This is a genomic window from Clostridium estertheticum (assembly GCF_026650985.1).
Classification (GTDB): domain Bacteria; phylum Bacillota; class Clostridia; order Clostridiales; family Clostridiaceae; genus Clostridium_AD; species Clostridium_AD estertheticum_C.
The window spans coordinates 1,414,762-1,440,082 of record NZ_CP086239.1 but is presented as its reverse complement, the minus strand read 5'-3'; the positions used below and the strand labels follow the sequence as shown (position 1 = coordinate 1,440,082).

Below are 25,321 nucleotides of genomic sequence, written 5' to 3'. Positions count from 1 at the left end.
GCAAAAAAAATGTTTTTTTCAGGTGAAAGTAAATTAAAGGTGCCTTGTGAAAGGTTTATTGTAATATATAAGATTTGGGGAAGTAAAGATGAATCTTATGCAATGGCAAGAGATATTTGCCTTGAACAGACAGTTGAATTTCCTGGTGAATTGGTGCCTGAAGGCTTGATTGCAGATAATATTGTAGGTAGAATAGAGTCATTTGAACCTTATGATAGTGAAAGCTTTAAAACATCAATAAGTTACCCTGCAGAAGGGACCGCAAATGAATTCACACAGTTTTTAAATATTGTATTTGGAAACATCAGTTTAAAACCTGGTATAAGAGTTGAAAGACTAGAACTGCCTGAAGTTATATTAAAAAGCTTCAAAGGTCCAAGGTTTGGAAGAGAAGGCCTTCGAGAACTTTTAGGAGTAAAAAAACGGCCGTTGCTATTTACTGCACTCAAGCCTCTAGGGCTTACAAATAAAGAATTGGCAGAGTTAGCCTACAAGTTTGCGCTTGGAGGAATTGATATAATAAAAGATGATCACGGAATTTCAAATCAAGCTTTCTCACCTTTTGAGGAAAGAGTAAAACTTTGCTCTGAGGCTGTTCAAAAGGCCAATAATGAAACTGGGTATAAATCAATATATATGCCGAATATTACAAGTGGTAGCAGTGAAGTTGTAAAAAGAGCCTTAAAGGCAAAAAAATTAGGAGCTGGTGGACTACTTATTTCACCTGGGCTCACAGGGTTAGATATTATGAAGGATATTGCAGAGGATGATCACATTGCTCTTCCGATTATATCTCATCCGGCTTTCCAAGGAAGTTATGTCATGAGCAATAATGGTATTTCTCACCAGGCACTTTTTGGACAAATTGCTCGATTGGCTGGCGCTGATGCTACTATATATCCAAACTTTGGAGGACGCTTTTCATTTACTCGAGAGGAATGTGTAAGCATTGCACATGCTTGTGAAGAAAAAATTGGAAACTTAAAAAACATTTTTCCATGTCCGGCAGGAGGAATGAGTCTTGAAAGTATTCCAGAATCACTAAAAGTGTATGGAAATGATGTAATATTTCTAATTGGTGGAGGGCTATTTAAGCATGGACCAGATATTATTGAAAACAGTAAGTATTTTAGAAGCTTAATTGAGCAATTGAGTGAAAATTAAGCATTAACTATCATCACCTGGGTTGATGAAATAATTTATTGTGAATTCATTCATTTATTTACAAAAAAATGAAAAATATACTTGACATTATATTAAAATAGTAATATTATAATAATAACATATATGAATACTAGGTATTAACGATTTGTAATACTTAAAGTAAGTATAAAACAATTTATAATCATAGCGAATAATATGAAAAGTACAACTAAATAAAAACTTCTTATCAAGAGTGGTGGAGGGACTGGCCCTATGAAACCCGGCAACCTAATTTAATATATAGGTGCTAATTCCAGTAGGTTTAAACCTTGAAGATGGGAAGCTAATAGATTGGGGAAGAGTCCTTCTATAGCTAGCCTATAGGGGGATTTTATTTTATTTAAAAGTTTTAAATCATAGCGGTATTTTTATCATACAAAATATTAAAATCAAAAATAACTTACAAAAAGGGGACAAATTATTATGAGCGAGAGAAAATTAAGTTTTGAAACACTACAAGTACATGCAGGGCAGGTTCCAGATCCTACAACAGGATCAAGGGCAGTTCCAATTTATCAAACATCATCTTTTGTATTTAAAAATGCAGATCATGCAGCAAACTTATTTCAATTAAAAGAACCTGGAAATGTGTATGGAAGAATAATGAATCCAACTACAGACGTTTTTGAAAAGAGGGTAGCAGAACTTGAAGGTGGTGTGGCAGGACTTGCTACAGCATCAGGACTTGCTGCAATATTCTATTCAATACTTAATGTAGCTAGTGCGGGCGATGAAATAGTGACAGCAAGTACGTTATATGGTGGTACTTATGAATTATTTAATGTTACTCTTAGAAAACTTGGAATTAACGTAATTTTTGTTGATCCAGATGATCCTGAAAACTTTAGAAAAGCAATAACAAATAAAACAAAAGCACTTTATGGTGAAACAATAGGAAATCCCAAAATAAATGTTTTAGACATAGAAGCAGTAGCAAATATTGCACACGAGAATAAAATACCACTTATTATTGATAGTACATTTGCAACTCCATACCTCTCGCGTCCGATTGAGTTTGGAGCAGACATAGTTATCCATTCTGCAACAAAATTCATTGGTGGTCATGGAACTACTATTGGTGGAGTTATAGTTGATGGAGGTAAATTTGATTGGAGGGCAAGTGGCAAGTTCCCAGATTTTACAACTCCAGATAAAAGCTATAATGGCCTTGTATATGCTGACTTAGGAGCTCCGGCATTTGCTTTAAAGGCTAGAGTACAACTTCTACGTAACACTGGTGCAACGCTCAGCCCTCAGAGTGCATTCTTATTTCTTCAGGGACTCGAATCATTGTCTTTAAGAGTTGAGAGACATGTTTCAAATGCAAGAAAAGTAGTTGAATTCTTAAGTAAACATCCAAAAGTTGCATGGATCAATTACCCAGAACTTGAAGGAAGCAAATATAAAGAATTATCTAAAAAATATCTACCTAAGGGAGCAGGATCAATATTCACTTTTGGAATAAAAGGTGGACTTGAGGCTGGAAAGAAATTTATTAATAGCGTTGAACTATTTTCATTACTTGCAAATGTTGCAGATGCAAAATCACTTGTAATTCACCCATCTAGCACAACACATGCAGAACTTAATGAAGAAGAACAAAAAGCAGCTGGAGTTACTCCAGATCTAATAAGACTTTCAATTGGTGTTGAAGGTATAGACGATATTATATATGATTTAAAGCAGGCACTTGATAAAACAATATAATACAAAGTATTATTTAAAACTAAATATGACTTATCAAGAGAGGTAGAGGGACTGGCCCGATGATACCCGACAACCAGCATTTTCAAAAAAATGCAATGGTGTCAATTCCATCCGATTATAAAATCTGAAAGATAAGGATGTTAGCAAATTTTATTGGACAATTATCTTGTCTATTAAAGTTAATTATGCTGCTCTCCTTATGTGAGGGCAGCTTTTTCTTACCCAAAACAGTGGAGATTTAGTTATATTAGAAGAAAATATTTTTATTATATAAATTTATGCCTTATAAAAATTAGAAAGGAGATTATATTATGTTTGAAGAAGAAATTGGTTTTGAACCATTACAATTATATGAAGGGGAGACCACAGAGACTACTGCGGGAGTAATTTCTGACTCAATTTATGAAACAGCTTATTATGTTTTTAAAAATTCAGATCATGCATCAAGCCTTAGAGAATATCTATTCAAACATAGTAAATGAATTTAATTTAAATAATTTAAATATATTTTAATGAAAGGAAAAAAAGATGAGTATAGGCAATGTGGTACAGGACTTCTTAAGTAGAGGATTAGAATGCTCAATCGTAAACTGTTTTATTGACAGAAAGACATGTGGTTCACAAACATTAGCTTTTAAGATAAAGGAAAAAATCATACTAATTGTAACTGACAAGGAGAAAGAAATAAGTGTAGGGAAGTTTTTGCACTATTTTAAAGCAAGTCCAAGTAAGTTAACCAAGAATGAAACAAGAGAAATTACAGGGCATCCAGTAGGGGGCTTAAGTCCTTTTGGATTGAAAAATGATTTGAAAGTCTATATTGATATTTCATTGAAGGGGAATGATTATATATCAGTTTGTGCTGGTATGAAAAATTATGTTGTTAAAGTTACACCTAGCGAAATGCTGGAAATTACCGGAGGAGAATGGATTGATATATGGGAAAATTAAATTTAAAGGTGAGATTACTAATTATTAATGGATGATTTTGTCCGAGTGATATTTAAATAGTATCCTTAATTTATTGGTTAAAAGGTTGAAATATACATATAAACAAATGCTTGACATTATTTTAAATTTACAATATCATGATAGTAATACATTCTTATACAAATAATTACATGCTATATTATATGAGGAGAGTTAAATTAACATGAATATTTCTACTAAAGGAAGATATGGTTTAAGGGCAATGGTTGATATTGCGGTGCATTCATTTGGCGAATATATACCATTAAAGATTATCGCTGAAAGACAGGTCATTTCTGAAAATTATTTGGAGCAGATGTTCTCAATATTAAGAAAAGCTAAGCTTGTAAAAAGTGCAAGAGGGTCACAGGGTGGTTATACACTAGCAAAAGAGGCCTCTCAAATAACAGTAGGTGAGGTTTTAAGAATTCTTGAAGGTGACCTAGGCATTACAGGAGATGATGATGGAGCTTTAGGATCTGATAAAACTATAAAAATTTGTATAAACACCATAGTATGGAAGAAGGTTAATGAAAAGATTAATACTGTTATGGATTCTGTGACATTACAGGATCTCGTAGAAAAGTATAAAAATCTAAATTCAGAATATACTATGGATTTTATAATATAAATATAGGATAATTTTATTGGGAAATGTGGTAAATATCATTTAATATCATTTAATATCATTGGTATCTAAATTAAAAGTAAAAGGCACAAGTTGCATTCAATGCAAATTGTGTTTATTTAGGTTGAATTTAGCTCAATTTTATTTTTGAATTTTCTACACTTGAATTGTTGATGAAAGATGGCAAGCAACTTCATTACTTTTTGATAATGCATTATTAAATGTGGTTCAAAAGGGGTTATACATTGTGGAAAGATTTTTTGGGATATTTATTATTTTTTTGATTTATATATAAGTAAATGAATAATAATCTTGACATTATATTAAAATAGTATTATCATAATAACAACATACAAATAAACATATATGAATACTTGGTATTAATGACATACAACACTTAATAGTAAGTATAAAACAGTATAAAACAATTTATAATTATAGTGAATAATGTTAAAAGTACAACTAAATAAAAACTTCTTATCAAGAGTGGTGGAGGGACTGGCCCTATGAAACCCGGCAACCTAATTTAAATTAAAGGTGCTAATTCCAGTAGGTTTAAACCTTGAAGATGGGAAGCTAATAGACAGGTGAAATCTCCTCCTATAGCTAGCCTATAGGGGGATTTTATTTTATTTAAAAGTTTTAAATCATAGCGGCATTTTTATCATACAAAATATTAAAATCAAAAATAACTTATAAAAAGGGGAGAAATTATTATGAGCGAGAGAGAACTAAGTTTTGAAACATTACAAGTACATGCAGGGCAGGTTCCAGATCCTACTACAGGATCAAGAGCAGTTCCAATTTATCAAACATCATCTTTTGTATTTAAAAATGCAGATCATGCAGCAAACTTATTTCAATTAAAAGAACCAGGTAATGTGTATGGAAGAATAATGAATCCAACTACAGATGTTTTTGAAAAGAGAGTAGCTGCTCTTGAAGGTGGTGTAGCAGGACTTGCTACAGCATCAGGACTTGCTGCAATATTCTATTCAATACTTAATGTAGCTAGTGCGGGAGATGAAATAGTATCAGCAAGTACATTATATGGTGGTACTTATGAATTATTTAATGTTACTCTTAGAAAACTTGGAATTAACGTAATTTTTGTTGATCCAGATGATCCTGAAAACTTTAGAAAAGCAATAACTGACAAAACAAAAGCACTTTATGGTGAAACAATAGGAAATCCAAAAATAAATATTTTAGATATAGAAACAGTAGCAAACATTGCACATGAGAATAAAATACCACTTATTATTGATAGTACATTTGCAACTCCGTTTCTATCACGCCCAATTGAGTTTGGAGCAGACATAGTTATCCACTCTGCAACAAAATTCATTGGTGGTCATGGAACTACTATTGGTGGCGTTATAGTTGATGGAGGTAAATTTGATTGGAGGGCGAGTGGCAAGTTCCCAGACTTTACAACTCCAGATAAAAGCTATAATGGACTTGTATATGCAGATTTAGGTGCCCCTGCATTTGCTTTAAAGGCTAGAGTACAACTTCTACGTAACACTGGTGCAACACTTAGCCCTCAGAGTGCATTCTTATTTCTTCAGGGACTCGAATCATTGTCTTTAAGAGTTGAGAGACATGTATCAAACGCTAAAAAAGTAGTTGAATTCTTAAGTAATCATCCCAAAGTAGCATGGATTAATTACCCAGAACTTGAGGGAAGTAAATATAAAGAATTATCTAAAAAATATCTACCTAAGGGGGCAGGATCAATATTCACTTTTGGAATAAAAGGTGGACTTGAGGCTGGAAAGAAATTTATTAATAGCGTTGAACTATTCTCATTACTTGCAAATGTTGCAGATGCAAAATCACTTGTAATTCACCCATCAAGCACAACACATGCAGAGCTTAATGAAGAGGAACAAAAAGCAGCTGGAGTTACTCCAGATTTAATAAGACTTTCAATTGGTGTTGAAGGTATAGACGATATTATATATGATTTAAAACAGGCACTTGATAAGACAATATAGTAATTATAATTATAATTAAATATAACTTATCCAGAGAGGTAGAGGGACTGGCCCGATAATACCCGACAACCAGCATTTTTTTAATGCAATGGTGTAAATTCCATCAGGTTGTAAAATCTGAAAGATAAGGATGTTAGCAAAGTTTATTGGACATTATATTGTTTACTAAAGTTAATTATGCTGATCTCCTTATGTGAGAGCAGCTTTTTATTACCTAAAACAGTGAAGTCTAAATTTTATTAGATTGTAAATATGTCTTAATAAAAGGAAATAAAGATGAGTATAAGAAATGTGGTACGAGATTTTTCAAACATAATTTACAAGGGGGAATTGTAATGACTAATAAAAGATATTCAAATTTTATTACAAATTGTGTTCATGCTGGCAATGGTATTGACAAAGAAACAGGAGCTATTAGAAGGCCATTAACTATGGCAAACAGCTACAGGTTGCCAGATGATGCATCTAAACTTAATTGGAGTGGAACGGATGAATTAATCTATACTAGAACTACATCTGCAAATCAAATATATTTACAGGAAAAATTAGCTACGCTTGAAGGAGGAGAAGATTGTGTGGTTTTAGCTACGGGGGTAGCGGCCCTTGCAGGAGTATTCTTTACTTTTCTTAAATCAGACTCACATATAATATGTACAAATGTTTCCTATGTAGCTGTCTACAGGCTACTAAATCAATATTTTCCAGAGAAATATGGTACAGAAGTAAGTCTTGTAGATACAACAAATCTAGAGGAGATTAAAGCAGCTATACGGCCCAATACAAAGCTTATACATATAGAAACGCCTGGAAATCCTACTACCAGAGTAAGTGATATAGAGGAAATAGCAAAAATAGCAAAAGCGGCTGGAGTACTTTTAAGTGTGGATAGCACTTTTGGAACACCTTATTTGCAACAGCCATTGGCACTCGGAGCGGACTTAGTTATTCATAGCCTTACAAAATATATTAATGGACATGGAGATGCTATGGGTGGTGCGGTAGTAGGAAAAAAAGAATTAATAGATAAAATAAAACGTGAGGCTATGGTAAACATAGGAGGTGCAATAAGTCCATTCAATGCATGGCTAATAATGAGGGGAGCTGTGACACTATCTCTAAGGATGAGGCAACACAGTGAAAGTGCCTTGAAGATAGCTAAATTTCTTGAAGCACATTCATCAATAAGTTTTGTGGCTTATCCGGGACTAAAAAGTCATCCACAACATGAAATAGCAAAAAAACAGATGAGTGCATTCTCAGGAGTAATGTCCTTTGGACTTAAGGCAGATGTTACAACCCATAATAAGTTTGTAAATTCTTTAGAACTCATAATTTCTGCGGTTTCTATAGGCCATGATGAAAGTCTTATAGTTTATACTGGACCAACGGATGAAAGAAATCATTTCTATCCAAAGGAATTTCAAAATGGACATCTAAGATTTAGTGTCGGGCTAGAAGATCCAGATGACATAATAGCTGATATAGATCAAGCACTTAAAAAAAGTGAATTATAGTATGCAAGTTAATTGTTGATATAGATAAGTAATAATGTATAACAAAGAAAGGCCATAAGAATAATGGCCTTTCTTTTATTATAGCTAAATTTTGGAATTATTCCGGAATTTTAAGTCGTCTAAAACTTCTTATATAATATTAAAGATTAATATTAAGTATATATATGCTATAAGACAGTATTATGGAACACAAATATGATAATAAATATAAATATTTTAATATTGTTAAATTGGCTTGACAAAAATTTAATATAGCATATAATAAAATTATAACTAATCCTATATGAATACTATGAAATACGATGAAAAAGGAAAGTACTATGTTGAACGGGTACAGAGAGGGAGCGCTGCTGAGAAGCTTCTACCTGAATATATATGAAGTGCCCTTTGGAGTATGGACCTGAAATTAAAGTAGGGGACTACGGGTTCGCCCGTTAAAGCGATAAAGCATTTTGTGCTTGGATTTAATTCATATTTATAATCAATTAGAGTGGGACAGCGAAGTTTAAAAGCGACGCCTCTATAACAGGGGGTATTGCTTTTTTGACTTTAAAAATATATTCATTGTGAACTGTAGTAAGAAATTACCAATAATAAAATGGGGGTTATAAAATGTCAATCAACAAAGAAGAACTGTATAAGAAATTAGCTGATACTGTAGTAAATATGGAGGAAGAGGAGACAGTAGAAATTTGTGAACAGGTCATTTCTGAAAACTTGGATGCTTATGAGGCTATAGTTAATGGATTGTCAGCAGGTATGGATCAAGCAGGAAAACTTTTTGATGAAGAGGAGTATTTTGTTCCAGAACTTTTGTTATGCTCTGATGCTATGTATGCAGGGCTAGACGTACTTAAACCACATCTAAAAGCAAAAGATAATAAGGACAAACAAAAGGTGATTATAGGTGTAGTGGAAGGTGATACTCATGACATAGGTAAAAATCTTGTAAAAATTATGCTAGAAACTGCTGGTTTTGATATTGTTGATCTAGGAAGAGATGTTCCACCATCTGTTTTTGTAGAAAAGGCAAAAGAAGAAAAAGCTAAAATAATAGTAATCTCTACGCTTATGACTACTACGATGGAAGGTATGAGTGAAGTAATTGATATTCTTAATAAAGAAAATATAAGAGAAAATTTTAAGGTTATGATAGGTGGAGGCCCAATATCCCAAGTGTATGCAGATAAAATTGGAGCAGATGGATATTCAGTAAATGCGGCAGAAGCTGTAAAACTTGCTAAAAGGTTAGTGCAAGCATAGAACTCATTTTAACTCAAAGTTGTCTTAATTTTAAAAGAATAGGGGGAAAATAATATGTCACTTATACAAAGAAAAGATGAACTAACTTCACTTGAGCGGGTATCTTTAACGCTTGCACGTAAGGATGTAGACAGAGTTGCAGCTGTTCCACTAGTTTGTGGTGCTTCATATAGAGTATTGGGTACAAGATATGATAAATGGTCTAATGATGCAGAGGTAGCAACTAAAAGTCTGCTTGCGGCTCAGGAACTAATAGGACAGGATGCATTTCTATTACTTGTAGATCTTTCTGTTGAAGCTGCTGATTTTGGACAAGAATTACTTTTTCCAAAGTATAGTACGGCATACCCTGATTTTAATAATCAATTAATTAATGCAACTGATGAATATAACAAGGTTAAAAAAATAAATCCTCGCGAGACAAAACGTATGAAACAAGTTATTGATATTATAAAAGGTCTGTCTAAGGCAAAGGGGAATGAAGTAGCGATTCTTGGTTTCATATATGGTCCTCTTGGCGTATTATCTCAGATGAGAGGACATAAAAATTTATTTACGGATCTTATTCGTCATCCGCAAGAGGTACTAGCTGCAGTTGATATTATAACTGATGTACTTGTAGAATATGCTAAAGCACAAGTAGAGGCAGGGGCTCACTCTGTGTGCATTGATCCATTATATTCTTCGTCAACAGTACTTAGCAAGAAAACATGGGAGAAGTTTGAAGGCCCGTATCTTAAACGTATTGCTGATGCGATAAGGGAGGCAGGTGCAGCAGTATCAATACACAATTGTGGTGATGGAGTGTATTTTGAAGAGGTAATAAAATGGTCTAATCCTATAGCAATATCTGTAGCACATCCTGCACATGGCTCTAAAACATGGGAGGAACATGCAAAAACATGGGGAAAGAAAGTCATTACTATTGGATACTCAGATCCAGCAACTACTGGACTTAACATGTCTACTGATGAGGTATTAGAAGATTGTAAAAGCCAGATTGACTTATTTAGGAAAAATGATGCGGGGTTTATTCTTTCAACTGGTTGTGAATTTCCTCCTAATGGTAATTTACTTAGTGCAGCTGCGATGGTTGAGGCATCAAGAAGATATGGAAGATAAGATAAAAATTGATATTTTTTCTGGCTTTTTTGGTGCAGGAAAGACAACATTAATAAAAAAATTAATAGATGAAGATTTATATAATAAGAAAGTTGTCATTATTGAAAATGAGTTTGGCGAAATAGGTATAGACGGAATTTTTTTAGAAAAATATAATATTGAGGTTAAGGAAATAAATGCGGGATGTATTTGTTGTTCAACTTTTAATGATTTTAATAACACAATTCAAGATATTATTGATTCAAATAAAATAAAAAGAATTATTATTGAACCATCAGGTGTGGGAAAGTTATCAGAAATACTTGATATTGTAAAAAAATTTGAAATCAAGAATAATGTAATTATAAATATGGTTACTACCGTTGTTGATGTCACAATGTATGAAGATTTTATTGATTTTTTCAGCGAATTTTACAAGGATCAAATTATCTATGCGAGTACCATAGTGCTAAGTCGAACACAAAGTGTTAATTATGAGGAATTACAAAATATAGTTTCGAAAATGAAGACGTTGAATAAAAAAGCGAATATTATAACAACGCCTTGGGACGTTTTAAGTGGGAATAATATTATTAGGGCTTCAGAAAAGAATGGTAGACAAGAATTATTTAACGAAGTAAATATAATTAAAATTCCAAAAGCGAAAGTGAAAGCAAAATTTCGAATTGCAAGAAAAGTATTGGCAGAGGATATCTTTAGCAGTTGGGGAATTGAAACACCTAAAGTTTACAACCTTGAAGAACTAAAGCTTATATTTAATAATTTGAAAGATGAAAAATTGTATGGAAAAATAGTGAGAGCGAAAGGAATACTACAGGTAGATGAGAATAAGTGGATCCAGTTTGATTATTTACCAAAACAATGTGAAGTAAGGGAGGTTATGCCAGATTATACGGGGCGAATTTGTGTAATAGGCATTAACTTAAACATTGAAAGCTTAATAAATATTTTTTAATTTAGTTATGTGATTTGTAAGGAGATATAGAATGAAGATAAAAGTAATAGCTTGTGAGGTTATGAAAGAAGAGATGTTATCAATAAAGCCATTAGCTGATGAGGACTTTGAGTTTGTGTCTATGGATTACCATCTTTATCCTCAAAAACTAGGCACTGAGCTCCAAAATATTATTGATAGATCTGTGGGTTATGACAGAATCATTCTAGCTTTTGGTTTGTGTGGTGGAGCTGCAAATGGATTAAAATCAAGCAATTGTAAGCTTACAATACCCAAAGTACATGATTGTATTTCTGTATTCCTTAGTCCTGGTGAAGGATGTGTATGTGATTTTAGAAAAGAGGTAGGAACCTTTTACCTAAGTTGTGGTTGGATGATCACAGAAAAATCAATACTTTCCGATCATAAGCGAATTCTTGAAAAATTTGGATCTAAAAAAGCTTTTAGAGTTTTAAACAGGATGTATGACGGCTATAAAAAGGTGCTATTTATTCGTACAGGATATCCATCGGAGGACGAAGTAATAGATCAATCAAAAGAAATAGCTTCATTAATTAGTTGTGAACATGAAATAATTCAAGGGAAAACCTCTTTTATTGAAAAGATTATAAGAGGACCATGGGATGATACAAATTTTATAAACAAAAATCCACTAGGAATTCTTACAGAAGAAGACTTTGGGATACATTAAAAATTATTATTAATATATAATGCAAAAGGAGAATTGTTTTTATGAATGATCTAACTCCAAAAGAGAGAATACAACGCACATTTAAAAAGCAAACAGTAGATAGACCACCTATAATTTGTCCGGGTGGGATGATGAATTCTGCCATTGTTGAGGTAATGAATAAAACAGGTCATAAACTTCCACAAGGTCACCACGACAGCAGGATAATGGTAGAGATCGCAAACGATGTACATCAGAATACAGGCTTTGAAAATTTTGGGATACCATTTTGTATGACCGTTGAAGCGGAGGTTCTAGGAAGTGAAATAAATTATGGAAATCTTTTTTGTGAACCCAAAATACAAAAAGAAGTATTTGCTACAGCATCTGATGTAGTATTTAAAGAATTAGGGGCAATGGAGAAAAATAAAAGAGTTAATTCAATAATTGATGCTACTTATACATTGTCTGAAAAATACCCTGATGTTCCTGTAATCGGAAGTCTAACAGGTCCTATTAGTACAGCAGCTTCTTTGGTAGATCCTATTTCTTTCTTAAAAGAATTAAGAAAAAATCCGAGTATTGCTCATGGTGTTATTGATTATGTAAGTAATCACATTATAGAACTCGCAAAATTAATGATAGAAAATGGAGCAAATGTAATTTCTATTGCGGATCCTACTGCAACGGGGGAGATATTAGGGCCAAAGATGTTTGATGAATATGCAGTTAGATATTTAAATAAAATTATTAATGCGGTGCATGCTATGAATACACCCGTAATTGTTCATATATGTGGAAAAATGAGTGCAGTAAAAAAATATATACCTAAAATTAAATCTGATGCCATAAGTACTGATTCGTCTATCAATTTAAAAATACTTAAAGACGAATATCAAGGACTTACTACAATGGGAAATGTAAGCACATATCTTTTAGAATTTGGAGATGAAGAAAAAATTGCAAATCAAACAGCAAGACTTGTAAATGATGGAATTAACATTATATCACCAGCTTGTGGACTTAGTACATCTACACCATTAAAAAATATAGAATCTATGACAAAAATAGTGAAGGGGTATTAGTTCATGGTAAAAGTAAACTTTATTGCAAATAATAAGTCAGTTATTGTGGAAAAAGGAACTACAATACTTACAGCAGCAAGAAAGGTAGGAATCGTTATAGAATCACCATGTAATGCAGTGGGGGTATGTGGTAAATGCAAGGTAAAAGTTGAACTAAGTAACTTAAAGGATATAATTCAAGATGGAAACCATCAGTTGTCAGAGAAAGAGAAAGTTCAAGGTTTTGTATTAGCTTGCGGAGCTAGGGTAATGGCAGATATAAATGTAGAAATAATATCTAAAAATTCAAATAAGACGCTACAGATATTAAATCATGGTGAAAGTTTCGATATAGAATTAGACAGTTTTATTAGAAAAGAATATAAAGATAATGGAAAGACGAATGTGTATGCAGGAGATGAAATAATAGGTGAAGAGGAGGGGGATACTACAGCATTAATTTACGGCGTAGTTGTGGATATAGGAACTACAACTTTAGTAGCAACATTAGTTAATATTAATACAGGTGAAGAGATTAATTCAGTTTCAGCATTAAATCCACAAAGTATTTATGCTCAAGATGTTTTATCTAGAATAAAATTTGCGTCTGATGAAAAAGGACTTAATATAATGTATTCTTCAATAACCAAAGAACTTAATGGTATGATTGAAAAAAATGCTAAAGAAACAGGGATAGATAATAAGTATATATATGAAGTGATTTTTAGTGGTAATACATGTATGATTCATCTTGCAGCTAATATTAATCCTTATTCTTTAGGTAAATACCCGTATACTCCAGTAATAAGAGGCGGAAGTTATTTAACTTCGAAGGATCATAAATTAAATATTTCAAGTAATGGATTAATTTATTTACCTCCTATAATTTCATCATACGTAGGCCCAGATATAACATCTGGTATATTAGCAACAAGGCTTCAGGATAGAAAAGGCACCACATTATTTGTTGACATAGGGACAAATGGTGAAATGGTAATAGCAAGGGAGGGTAAACTATCATCAACATCTACTGCGGCAGGGCCAGCTTTTGAAGGCATGAATATAACTTATGGTATGAGAGCGCAAAGAGGTGCTATAGAATATTTCAATATAGAAGAGGATGGCTTAATAGAAATCAAAACTATTGAAAATGGAGACCCAATTGGTATTTGTGGTAGTGGTCTTTTTGATATTGTGGGGGAGTTAGTTGCAAACAAAGTTATTGGCAAAAGTGGTAGATTTGTTTCCATAGAAAATTCTAATTTACCAGAAGTTCTAAAAGAAAGATTAGTAAAATTAGATGGTAAAAATGCTTTTAAAATAGCAGAGGGAATATTTCTTACTCAAAAGGATATAAGACAAGTTCAACTTGCAAAAGGTGCAGTAAGATCGGGAATTGAATTTCTTATGTTAAGCAAAAATGTAGAGGCAAGCGAAGTTGATAAAATACAAATAGCTGGCTCATTTGGATATCATCTAAGATCAAAAAGTCTTACAAACATTGGACTATTGCCAAAAGAGTTTGAAGGTAAGATAGATTTTGTTGGAAATACATCTAAATCTGGCGGTCATGCGTTTTTATTAAATAAAGAATATAGAACTGAAATGGAGAAAGTTGTAAAGGACATTGAAGTTGTTGAATTATCAAATGGTGAGAATTTTGATAAGATTTTTGTTAAAAGTTTATCTTTCTAAAAAAGTAAGGAGAAAATAAAATATGAATGAAATTTTGTTAAAAGATGAAATGACACCAAAGGAAAGAATTGAAGCCATGATTAGTGGTAGACCATTTGACAGAGTCCCATGTAATATTTTTATAGGTGATCATGCAGCAACTATAATAGGTGTCAAAGTGTCAGATCTAAACTTTTCATCTGACAAGTTTATAGAGGGACAGATAGCCGCAAATGAAAAATATGGTATAGAGTCTACGGGTGTTTCACCTGGACTTGCAGGGATTGCTGAGGCATTAGGAAGCAAACTTATTTTTCCAGATCATGGGGCGCCTTATGTTAGTGAATATGCTATAAAAGATGTTTTAGATTTAGAAAAGCTAAGTGTACCTGATCCAGCAAAAGCAGGTAGATTTCCATTTGTTTTAGAAACCACGAAAAGACTTGTAGATAAATTTGCAAAGGAAATACCGGTTTCAGTAGAAGTACCTGGGCCATTTACAACAGCAGGAAATCTTATGAGTATAGAAAAATTATTGCGTGATACAAGAAAAAATCCGGATTATATTCATAGAGTTCTTCGTCTTGTAACTGATACAACAATAGCATTTATAAAGGAAGCCGCAAAATTTGATGTAGATATAGGAATAGCTGAACCGTCTGCATCAGGTACTTTAATAAGTAAAGATTTGTTTCAAAAGTTTGCGCTTCCATACTTAACAGAAATAGTTGATCTTATTAAAATGTTAGGTAAAGGATCACCTTATCTTCATATTTGTGGGAATACTAAAAAAATTTGGACTTTAATGGCAGATACAGGTGTGGGATCTTTAAGCCTTGATGATGTTATAGATTTGGAAGAAGCAAAAAAAACAGTAGGAGATAGGGTAACACTAATTGGTAATGTAAAACCTACAGCAACTATGTATTTAGGAGGACCAATTGATGTGGAAAAAGATGTTAAGGAGTGCCTTAAAAAGGCATATGATAATCCTAAAGGATATGTACTTGCTTTGGGATGTGGATTCCCAATTGATACGCCTCCTGAAAACATTTATGCACTACGGAAAGCGGCAATAAAATATGGTAAGTATCCATATGAACCATCACTATTTAGCTAGAATAATTATTGATTATCCCTTAATAAATCAAAATATAAATATTTAAAAGAAGAGTTGACAAAGACAATAGATGGCATATAATAGAAATAAAACTAATCCGATATGAATACTGTTGGATTTAACTTGAAATAGATATATGGGGGTAATATTATGGGATCAGTAGATTATTTTAACGAAATAGCACAAAGTTGGAATGTAATAAGAAGTGAGTATTTTGATGAGAGATTAAAGTACAAGGTTTTATCTAAAGTAAATATTAAAGACAAGGTTGTGGCTGATCTTGGATGTGGAACTGGATTTTTATCATTAGCACTGGCATTAGATGCAAGTATTGTATTTTCTATAGATCAATCTGTAAATATGTTAGTAGAAACAAGAAAATTAATGGAGACTAAAAAATTTGATAATGTGTATCCAATAAAATCATCCATAGACAACTTGGCTTTGTTTGATGAATCTGTAGATGTGGTTTTTATTAATATGGCACTTCATCATGTTAAGGATGCTAAAAAAGCAATAGAGGAAATGTTTAGAATAATAAAAAAAGATGGAACTTTAATAATATCAGATGTACAAGAGCATAGTGGCGAATGGGCAAAGACTGAGATGTTTGACGAATGGCTTGGGTTTTCAAATAATCAGATGGAAGAGTGGTTAACATCTGCTGGTTTTAATCTTGTTAATATTGAGAATACAGATTTATTATGTAAAGGCTATTCTAGCAAAGGAGAATTTACACAGACTGGCATTTTTATTGCAGTAGCAAATAAGGGAGGACTAAATAGTGAAGTATATAAATAGTGTACTCGAGAATATAGGAAATACACCACTCATAAAATTAAATAATTTAGGATTAAAAGAAGGGGTGAATATTTTCGCAAAACTTGAGGGTGAGAACCCAGGTGGTAGCGTAAAAGATAGAGTTGGAGTTTACATGATTAAGGATGCAGAAGACAGGGGCATCCTTAAAGTGGGATATACAATTGTTGAAGCTACCGCAGGAAATACTGGAATAGGTGTGGCACTTGCAGCAATAAACAAAGGATATAATATAATATTTGTTGTTCCAGAGAAGTTTTCAGTAGAAAAGTTAACTTTGATGAGAGCATTAGGTGCAACTATTGTTAATACACCAAGGGAAGATGGCATGTTAGGTGCCATCAATAAAGCGAAAGAACTATTGGATGAAATCCCTAATTCTATTTCATTACAACAGTTTGAAAATGATGCTAATCCAAAAGCACATTATGAGACTACAGGACCAGAAATATATAATGCATTAGAAGGTCAAATTGATTATTTTCTTGCAGGAGCAGGAAGTGGTGGAACATTTAGTGGTGTTATGAAATATCTAAAGGAAAAGAATGAAAATATAAAGGGTATATTAGTAGATCCGGATGGATCAACCATAGGTGGTGGAGAGGAACATTGTTATGATATAGAAGGGATAGGAAATAATTTTGTTCCAACCACTATGGATTTGAACCTAGTTGAAAGTGTTATTAAAATTACTGATGATGAGGCTAAAGATAAGGTAAAGCTAATTGCTGTTCGTGAAGGATTATTTGTAGGAAGTTCTTCTGGAGCTGCAATAGCGGCTGCAATAAAACTTGCAGAAACTATTGATAAGGGAAACATTGTTATAATATTGCCTGACAGAGGGGATAGATATTTTAGCAAAAACATTTATGATTAATACTTGTTATTATTTATAATTTAGTAGTCAAAAGGTAGAAAATAATATTTTAAATTATGCAGCAAAGCTAACACCTTTGCTGCATAATTTTTTTTGGCGAAATATCAATAGGGCAGTATAAATAAAATTATTTTGGCTAGAAGAATATAAGTTAGTTTACATATCAATGATTATGTAAACTAACTCTAAAATGTAAACCTATTTTAAATTAATGAATAATACTAACAAAATCAAGAAATAGCAAAAATATATTATATTCAAAAATAAATAAAGTATAGATAATATATGTGCTTAAACATAAAAAACATTGACATGTTTTTACTAATGTAATATTATTAATTAAACATACAGGTTTGGTATGAGAGATAAAGTGCGAATATTGCAAATTATGAGTCTTTGTTTTGAAATGAATTTAACAAAAACTACTGCTATTACAAGAGAAATTAAAATAAATCTTGAAAATATTGGAGGAATAAATATGAATATCAAAGTAAATGGCGAAGCAAAAAATATTAAAGATGGTGTTAATGTTACTGAAATGCTAAAAATTGAAGATGTGGAAATGCCAGATATGGTCTCAGTTCAATTAAATGGTGAATTTGTGGATAGAGATCAATTTGTGAAAACTGTATTAAAAGAAAATGACGAAATAGAAGTTTTATATTTTATGGGAGGTGGAAGTCTTGGAATTTAGTGAAGAGCAAATAGAAAGATATTCAAGACATATATTATTGTCTGAGGTTGGAGTTGAAGGACAAGAAAAATTACTAAATTCAAAAGTTCTTATTATTGGAACAGGAGGTCTTGGCGCACCAGCTGCTATGTATTTGGCAGCTGCAGGAATAGGTACAATAGGACTTGTAGATGGTGATGTTGTTGATTTATCAAATCTTCAGAGGCAAATTATACACCAAACTAAGAATGTGGGGCAACTTAAAGTTGAATCTGGAAAAGAAACAATAAATGAACTTAACCCAGATGTAAATGTCATTACTTACAATGAATTTGCTACATCAGAAAATATTTTAAATATTATAAAAGATCAGGATTATGATTTTATAATAGATGGAACAGATAATTTTGCTGCAAAATTTTTAATAAATGATGCCTGTGTACTTGCTAAAAAACCATTTTCTCATGCTGGAGTAATAAGGTTTAAGGGACAACTCACAACTTATATTCCAGGTAACAATACGCCTTGTTATAGATGTATTTTCCAAACCCCACCACCTGAGGGAATGGTGCCAACATGTAGAGAAGCTGGCGTTCTAGGAGTAATGGGTGGAGTTGTGGGAACACTCCAAGCAACAGAGGCTATTAAATATATACTAGGACTGGGACAAACTCTCGCAGGTTATTTACTAACTTATGATGGACTAAAGATGGAATTTAAGAAAATAAAAATAAATCATAATAAAAGATGTGGAGTTTGTGGGGATCATCCTACTATAACAGCTTTAATAGACTATGCAAATCCATCTTGTGATTTAAAAACAGGAAAGTTGAATGGGTGATTAATATGATATATATTGATAAACTTACGATAGATAAAATAATAAATCAGGCAAAAGAGGAGTTCCCTAATGAATGTTGTGGCTTTTTATCAGGAACTAAAAGCGAAGGTATAATTGATGTGAAAAAGTCATATCCACTTACAAATTTAGATAAAAGTAGTGAGCATTTTTCAATGGATCCTAAGGAACAATTTAATACAATAAAAATTATTAGAGGTCATGATATGTTATTCATTGGAAACTATCATTCCCATCCATTTACTCCCTCAAGGCCTTCAGAAGAAGATATAAGGCTGGCTTATGATCCAAAGATAATATATGGCATTTTATCACTTGAAAAAGAAGAGCCAGTATTTAACTTGTTTAAGATAAATAAAGATGGCGTTCTTAAACTTGAGTATCAAATTATTTAATATATTAATTTAGATTTTAATATACAAATGTTTTTATTAATACAAAGGGAAGTGATTTAGGATGATTAATATTACAGAAGAAAGTTACAAGGTCATAGAGGATTTCAAAGAAAAAGCAGATTTATATATGAATGGCATACTTGATCCTACTAGATTTAAAGCATTTAGAGTTTCTATGGGAGTTTATGAACAAAGAACTTCAGATACTTATATGGTAAGGACTAGGATTCCTGGTGGAGTAATTACACTAGAACAATTTAAGCAGATAAGTGATATCTCAAAAAAATATGCAAAAGGTTTATTGCGTTTTACTTCTAGGCAGGATATTCAGTTTCAAAGTGTTGAATTAACAGATGTATATAGTATTATGAAGGAGCTTATAGAAGTAGGTATAATTACTAAGGGAACGGGTGGTAATACAGTAAGAAATGTTGAGTGTTCTCCTCTTTCTGGAGTGTCTATAAATGATGTATTTGACGTAACTAGTTATATGGGTGAAGTTACTAATTATTTGCTTAAAGACCCTACTACTATGAATCTTCCAAGAAAATATAAAATAGGTTTTTCAAATACTCTCGGCGACACTGGAAACGCTACAATATCTGATTTGGGATTTATAGCAAGGATAGTTGATGGAGCTAAAGGGTTTGAGGTTTATGGTGGTGGAGGTTTTGGAGGAAATCCAAAAGTATCACTAAAACTTGAGGATTTTATTAATGCAAAAGATGTTTTGTATTATGTTCAGGCTATGAAGGAACTCTTTGAAAAAGAAGGGGATAGAAGTAATAAACATAAAGCAAGAATAAGGTATATTGTTGAAAGATTAGGTGAAGAAAAATTCAAACTAAGGTTTAATGAAGAACTAAAAAGAATAAAGGAGGATAGAAATCTTGTTTTAATAATAGATGATGTCATAGATGAAAAATATGATCAAATTGCTGAAGGTTCTGAAATTGATAAGGCATATGAAAATGTTTTATTCCCTCAAAAACAAGTTGGATATACTTCTGTTTATGTGCATCCTCAAGGAGGAAATTTAGAAGCGGTAAACCTTCAAGAAATATTAGATTTTGTTAATAAATTGGATTATAAAATATCTATAAGGCTTTCCAATACTCAAAGTTTTTTTGTGAGAGATTTAAAAGATAACGATGCTAAAACATTATTAAAAATAATAGCACCATTTTCATCAAATTTTAACATATATAATTCAGTAACTTGCGTTGGAGCATCAACTTGTCAATTAGGACTGTGTTTATCACAAAATCTGTTGCAAGCTATAAAGGAAGAATTTAGTGAAAATACTGATGAAATTAAAGCATCACTTCCTAGAATCTTTATATCGGGATGTCCTAATTCCTGTGGGCGTCACCAAATAGGCAAAATAGGCTTAAGTGGGAGAGCAAAAAGAACAGAAGATGGTCTAATGCCTACGTATACTGTATCATTTGGTGGTAATGTTGGGCATGGCCAATCTAAAATCGGAGAATCATACGGTGATATTCCTGCAAAGAAGGTACCAAAGTATCTTGCAGAGATTGCTAAGCTAAAAAAAACATCCGGTTATGAGTCTTTTGAAGAGTTTTTAAATAATACCCAGAAAGATGTAAGAGAGTTAACTAATAAATATGGAGCATTGGAAACATTTAAAGAAAATCCTGACCTTTATTATGACTTTGGAGCAAGTGAAAAATTTTCTATTGAAGGACGTGGACCTGGTGAGTGTAGTACAGGGGTATTTGATGTTATAAAACTTGATTTATCAAATGCAGAAAGTTCTCTTTTAAAGTATAAATCAAGTAAAAAATCGCAAGATTTGTACGAGGCTGCGGTGTCATCTGCGAGAACTCTTTTAGTATTAAAGGGCATAGATACAGCAAAGGATAGAGAGATATTCAAACAATTTAATATAAATTTTGTTGAAACTGGTTTTGTTAGCAAATCTGTTGTAGAGCTTTTCGATACGCTTCTTGATTATAAACTTGGCGATATACTTGACATAACAAGTAAAGCAGTTGAGGTTGAATATCTTTATAACAAGGTAAAAGAAATGTATGAATCTTTAAATGGACAATTAGAAATAACACTCCCAAAGGAAGTATCAATTAACGTGTCAGAGGAATCACAAATAAGTAAAGATTATGAAGTTATTGATTTTAGAGGAGTTACATGTCCAATGAATTTTGTAAAAGTTAAAATTCAACTATCTAAAATAAAGTCTGGTGAAAAAAGAGGTTTTTATTTAGACGATGGTGATCCTATAAAAAATGTTCCATTAAGTGTTTCAAAAGAAGGTAACAAGATAATATTAATAGATAATAATTATGAAGGCTACAATTTACTTGTAGTTGAGAAAAAATAACTTCAGAGGTGTAAATATGAAATTCAACACTAAATTAATACATGGGAATCTAAAAACTGATGAAACAGGAGCAACTAATACGCCACTACATTTATCAAATGCATTTGCTCATAATACGGCAGAGAAGTTAGAGGGCATAATGAAGGGTACAAGTATGGGATATGCGTACACTAGAATTTCAAACCCTACGGTTACTTCGTTTGAAAGAAGAATTGCAAGTATCGAGGTAGGCCTCACAGCTACTGCTACTGCCTCTGGTATGAGTGCTATATATCTTGCAATAATGAATATTGTTGAGTGTGGAGACGAAATAATAGCATCTAGTGGCCTTTTTGGGGGAACTTATGCACTTCTTAAAAATCTAAAAAGTTATGGTATAAATGTTAAGTTTTTAGAAAATTTAGATGAAGAGAGTTTAGAAGATGTTATAAATAAAAATACAAAAATTGTATTTGGAGAAACATTAGGTAATCCAAAGCTAGATGTATTGGATATAGAGGAAGTAGCTAAGGTTTGTAATAAACATAATGTTATTTTTATTGTAGATTCAACTATAACAACTCCATTCCTTATAAGACCAATTGAATATGGAGCAGATATTGTTATTCATTCAACTTCTAAATATATAAATGGAACCTCAAATTCTATCGGTGGAATCATAGTAGATGGTGGAAGTAGTAAATATAAAGATATCAAGTATAAAAATTTTAATGAGTATAGTAAAAAGTTTGGGAAAATGGCCTACACTGCAAAGCTTAGAAATACGGTCGGAAAAGATATCGGAGCGTCTCTTGCACCTTTTAATGCTTTTTTAAACCTAACTGGAATTGAAACATTGTCACTTAGAATGAGAGAGCATTGTTCAAATACCCTAGCAGTAGCAAAATTTTTAAGTAACAATAGTAAAGTAACATCAGTAAATTATCCGAGTCTTCCAACTTCTAAATACTATAATATAACTCAAAAGTATTATAAAAATGGAGCTAGTGGAGTTTTAACTTTTAGGCTTGGGAGCAAGGAGAATGCTTTTAAATTTATTAATAATTTAAAAATGATCGTTAATATTACAAATATTGGTGATACTAAAACCTTAATTATTCATCCTGCCTCAACAATATGTTCTAGTAATACTAATGTTGAAAAAGAGCAAATGGGAGTTTTTGATGATTTGTTAAGGCTTTCTGTTGGAATAGAAGATATTGAAGATATACTATTTGATATTGAGAGTGCTATTAACTCCATTAACTAATAGTTATAAAGAGCAGCTTACATGATGTTATATCATGTAAAGTTACTCTTTTTAAGTTTTCTTATTTATTTTTCAAAAAACAAAGGATTTTACAATATTTATCCGAATTTAATATATCAGTGATAATATATTTTGTTTATAAAAAATTATGAATAGGAAGTGATTTTTTATGGAGGATAATAAAAATGAACATATTAAAATAATGGATATTGATCCATACCTTAAGCCTTATGAAAAAGATATTAATCTTAGAATGGATTCTTATACATCTTCTAAGAAAAAATTACTAGGTTATAATCAAGACTTTAAATCTTTTGCAAATGGTGGATTATATTATGGCTTTCATTTAATAGATGGAGGATGGATTTATAGAGAATGGGCCCCTAACGCTGATGCTCTTTATTTGATTGGTGACTTTAATTATTGGGATCCACATACACATCCAATGCAAAAAACAGAAAATGGAAATTGGGAAATTTTCTTACCAGGAGTACAATCTCTTAAGCATATGTCATGCGTTAAGGTAAGGGTAGTAGCTAAAGGAATATCAAGAGATAGAATTCCACTTTATATTAAGAGAACAGTGCAGAATACTATTACGCATGATTTTGTAGGACAAATTTGGCAGCCAGATCATGATTTCAAGTGGAAGGATAGCGAATTTCATATTAAAAGTGAGGAAACATTATTTATATACGAGGCTCATGTAGGCATGGCACAGGAAAAAGATGGCATTGGTACTTTTAATGAATTTACAGAAAATATACTTCCAAGAATAAAGGCTGATGGTTATAATACGTTGCAACTTATGGCAATTATGCAACATCCTTATTATGCCTCTTTTGGTTATCAAGTATCTAATTTTTACGCCGTTGCATCATGGTTTGGTACCCCAGAGGATTTAAAAAAATTAATTAATACTGCTCACCAAATGGGAATTGCAGTGTTACTTGATTTAGTACATTCTCATTCAATTAAAAATATAGCTGAGGGTATTAATGAGTTTGACGGAACTGATTATCAATTCTTTCATACTGGTGTTAAAGGAAATCATCCAGCTTGGGGCACAAAGCTATTTAATTACGGAAAACCAGAGGTTATTCATTTTCTTTTATCAAATATTAAGTTTTGGCTAGAAGAATACCATTTTGATGGTTATCGATTTGACGGTGTGTCATCCATGTTATATCATCACCAAGGATTAGGAGTAGCATTTACAGATTACAGTAAATACTTTAGCATGGAGACGGATATAGAGGCAATTACATACCTTCAATTTGCAAATGATTTAATTAGGGAAGTTAATCCTACAGCGATAACAATAGCTGAGGATATGAGTGGAATGCCAGGAATGTGTATACCGGTAAGCTTTGGTGGTCTGGGTTTTGATTATCGCTTATCTATGGGGGTACCTGATCTTTGGGTAAAAACACTAAAAGAGTTACCTGATGAAGAATGGAGTATGAATCAATTATGGTATGAATTAACTAGTAGAAGGCCTATGGAGAAAAATATAGGTTATTCTGAATCACATGATCAGGCCCTTGTAGGTGATAAAACATTAATGTTTAGGTTGGCCGGTAAGGAAATGTATTCTCATATGCTTAAAGATGATGATAACTTAATAATAAATCGTGCAATAGAAATTGATAAGCTTATTAAATTTATTACTATAACTTTAGGTGGAGAGGGTTATTTGAATTTTATGGGGAATGAATTTGGTCATCCAGAATGGATTGATTTTCCAAGAGAAGGTAACAATTGGAGTTATAAATATGCAAGAAGACAATGGAGTCTTATGGAAAACAAGGATCTTAAATATGACTATTTATCAAATTTTGATAGAGAAATGATAAATTTTATAAAACATTATAATGTTTTAAGTGCTACTGATTTACAAAATCTTTGGACTGATGAGAAGCTTAAATTGATTGCATTCAGAAAAGGAGGACTCGTGTTTCTATTTAATTTTAATCCATCGCACTCTTTCCCAAAATATGAGCTTCCAACCTCTGAAAATGGTGATTACAAGGTTGTTTTTAATAGTGATGAGGATATGTTTGGTGGACAAAGCAGAATTTCAACGGACTACATTTATCATACTGAGGCATTAAAACAAAAAATAGGTAATATGGGGGTTATAATAAATATGCCAAGCAGAACAGTGCTAGTATTAAAGAAAGTGTGAAAATAAATAG

General features: G+C 32.1%; 22 protein-coding genes, 4 riboswitches and 1 other annotated feature. All 22 genes read left to right on the top strand.

Annotated features, from left to right (window positions below):
* The first annotated feature begins 9 nt into the window (after window positions 1-9).
* The 22 genes from LL038_RS07155 (at window position 10) to LL038_RS07050 (ending at window position 25,311) form a co-directional block, all read left to right on the top strand.
* On the top strand, window positions 10-1,164 hold the full coding sequence (locus tag LL038_RS07155) for a RuBisCO large subunit C-terminal-like domain-containing protein (RefSeq protein ID WP_216121250.1): 1,155 nt from the start codon (window positions 10-12) through the stop codon (window positions 1,162-1,164).
* A 220-nt stretch (window positions 1,165-1,384) separates the two neighbouring features.
* A riboswitch (SAM riboswitch) is annotated at window positions 1,385-1,485 on the top strand.
* Between the two features lie 138 nt (window positions 1,486-1,623).
* Window positions 1,624-2,910, top strand: a complete 1,287-nt coding sequence (locus LL038_RS07150; protein WP_216121362.1) for an O-acetylhomoserine aminocarboxypropyltransferase/cysteine synthase family protein — start codon at window positions 1,624-1,626, stop codon at window positions 2,908-2,910.
* A gap of 27 nt (window positions 2,911-2,937) precedes the next feature.
* Window positions 2,938-3,048, top strand: a riboswitch (SAM riboswitch).
* 173 nt (window positions 3,049-3,221) lie between these two features.
* Window positions 3,222-3,392, top strand: coding sequence for a hypothetical protein (locus LL038_RS07145; RefSeq protein WP_216121251.1), 171 nt, complete (start codon window positions 3,222-3,224; stop codon window positions 3,390-3,392).
* Window positions 3,393-3,438: 46 nt separating this feature from the next.
* Window positions 3,439-3,861, top strand: a complete 423-nt coding sequence (locus tag LL038_RS07140; protein WP_216121253.1) for a YbaK/EbsC family protein — start codon at window positions 3,439-3,441, stop codon at window positions 3,859-3,861.
* Between the two features lie 202 nt (window positions 3,862-4,063).
* Window positions 4,064-4,510 carry an RrF2 family transcriptional regulator gene (locus LL038_RS07135; RefSeq protein WP_216121255.1) on the top strand — a complete coding sequence of 149 codons (447 nt, stop codon included), beginning with the start codon at window positions 4,064-4,066 and terminating at the stop codon, window positions 4,508-4,510.
* A gap of 471 nt (window positions 4,511-4,981) precedes the next feature.
* Window positions 4,982-5,082: riboswitch (SAM riboswitch) on the top strand.
* A 141-nt stretch (window positions 5,083-5,223) separates the two neighbouring features.
* A complete protein-coding gene (locus LL038_RS07130; protein ID WP_253200036.1) occupies window positions 5,224-6,507 on the top strand; it encodes an O-acetylhomoserine aminocarboxypropyltransferase/cysteine synthase family protein in 1,284 nt (427 codons plus the stop codon).
* Window positions 6,508-6,530: 23 nt separating this feature from the next.
* Window positions 6,531-6,638, top strand: a riboswitch (SAM riboswitch).
* Window positions 6,639-6,842: 204 nt separating this feature from the next.
* Entirely contained in the window at window positions 6,843-8,021 is a 1,179-nt protein-coding gene (locus LL038_RS07125) for a trans-sulfuration enzyme family protein (protein WP_216121257.1), read from the top strand.
* Between the two features lie 293 nt (window positions 8,022-8,314).
* Window positions 8,315-8,546, top strand: a binding site (T-box leader).
* Window positions 8,547-8,633: 87 nt separating this feature from the next.
* On the top strand, window positions 8,634-9,284 hold the full coding sequence (locus tag LL038_RS07120) for a corrinoid protein (protein ID WP_216121259.1): 651 nt from the start codon (window positions 8,634-8,636) through the stop codon (window positions 9,282-9,284).
* 54 nt (window positions 9,285-9,338) lie between these two features.
* Entirely contained in the window at window positions 9,339-10,406 is a 1,068-nt protein-coding gene (locus tag LL038_RS07115; RefSeq protein WP_216121261.1) for a uroporphyrinogen decarboxylase family protein, read from the top strand.
* Window positions 10,396-11,361, top strand: coding sequence for a CobW family GTP-binding protein (locus tag LL038_RS07110; protein ID WP_216121263.1), 966 nt, complete (start codon window positions 10,396-10,398; stop codon window positions 11,359-11,361). The genes LL038_RS07115 and LL038_RS07110 overlap by 11 nt, the downstream gene beginning before the upstream one ends.
* A gap of 31 nt (window positions 11,362-11,392) precedes the next feature.
* Window positions 11,393-12,052: a DUF1638 domain-containing protein gene (locus LL038_RS07105; RefSeq protein ID WP_216121265.1), complete on the top strand. Its 660-nt coding sequence runs from the start codon at window positions 11,393-11,395 to the stop codon at window positions 12,050-12,052.
* A gap of 41 nt (window positions 12,053-12,093) precedes the next feature.
* Complete coding sequence (locus LL038_RS07100; RefSeq protein WP_216121267.1) at window positions 12,094-13,116, top strand: uroporphyrinogen decarboxylase family protein; 1,023 nt, start codon at window positions 12,094-12,096, stop codon at window positions 13,114-13,116.
* Between the two features lie 3 nt (window positions 13,117-13,119).
* Window positions 13,120-14,790 carry an ASKHA domain-containing protein gene (locus LL038_RS07095; RefSeq protein ID WP_216121270.1) on the top strand — a complete coding sequence of 557 codons (1,671 nt, stop codon included), beginning with the start codon at window positions 13,120-13,122 and terminating at the stop codon, window positions 14,788-14,790.
* Between the two features lie 22 nt (window positions 14,791-14,812).
* Entirely contained in the window at window positions 14,813-15,889 is a 1,077-nt protein-coding gene (locus LL038_RS07090; protein WP_216121272.1) for a uroporphyrinogen decarboxylase family protein, read from the top strand.
* 150 nt (window positions 15,890-16,039) lie between these two features.
* Window positions 16,040-16,690 carry a class I SAM-dependent methyltransferase gene (locus tag LL038_RS07085; RefSeq protein ID WP_216121274.1) on the top strand — a complete coding sequence of 217 codons (651 nt, stop codon included), beginning with the start codon at window positions 16,040-16,042 and terminating at the stop codon, window positions 16,688-16,690.
* Window positions 16,674-17,585, top strand: coding sequence for a PLP-dependent cysteine synthase family protein (locus LL038_RS07080; RefSeq protein WP_216121275.1), 912 nt, complete (start codon window positions 16,674-16,676; stop codon window positions 17,583-17,585). The genes LL038_RS07085 and LL038_RS07080 overlap by 17 nt, the downstream gene beginning before the upstream one ends.
* A gap of 370 nt (window positions 17,586-17,955) precedes the next feature.
* Window positions 17,956-18,279 (top strand): sulfur carrier protein ThiS, encoded by a 324-nt coding sequence (gene thiS / locus LL038_RS07075; protein ID WP_418921886.1) that lies wholly within the window; start codon window positions 17,956-17,958, stop codon window positions 18,277-18,279.
* Window positions 18,269-19,099, top strand: coding sequence for a HesA/MoeB/ThiF family protein (locus LL038_RS07070; RefSeq protein ID WP_216121278.1), 831 nt, complete (start codon window positions 18,269-18,271; stop codon window positions 19,097-19,099). The genes thiS and LL038_RS07070 overlap by 11 nt, the downstream gene beginning before the upstream one ends.
* 5 nt (window positions 19,100-19,104) lie before the next feature.
* A complete protein-coding gene (locus LL038_RS07065) occupies window positions 19,105-19,512 on the top strand; it encodes a M67 family metallopeptidase (protein ID WP_216121280.1) in 408 nt (135 codons plus the stop codon).
* Between the two features lie 61 nt (window positions 19,513-19,573).
* Window positions 19,574-21,874, top strand: coding sequence for a sulfurtransferase TusA family protein (locus LL038_RS07060; protein WP_216121282.1), 2,301 nt, complete (start codon window positions 19,574-19,576; stop codon window positions 21,872-21,874).
* A gap of 16 nt (window positions 21,875-21,890) precedes the next feature.
* Window positions 21,891-23,123, top strand: a complete 1,233-nt coding sequence (locus tag LL038_RS07055; protein WP_216121285.1) for an O-acetylhomoserine aminocarboxypropyltransferase/cysteine synthase family protein — start codon at window positions 21,891-21,893, stop codon at window positions 23,121-23,123.
* Window positions 23,124-23,292: 169 nt separating this feature from the next.
* Window positions 23,293-25,311, top strand: a complete 2,019-nt coding sequence (locus tag LL038_RS07050) for an alpha-amylase family glycosyl hydrolase (RefSeq protein ID WP_216121287.1) — start codon at window positions 23,293-23,295, stop codon at window positions 25,309-25,311.
* The last annotated feature ends 10 nt before the right edge of the window (window positions 25,312-25,321 follow it).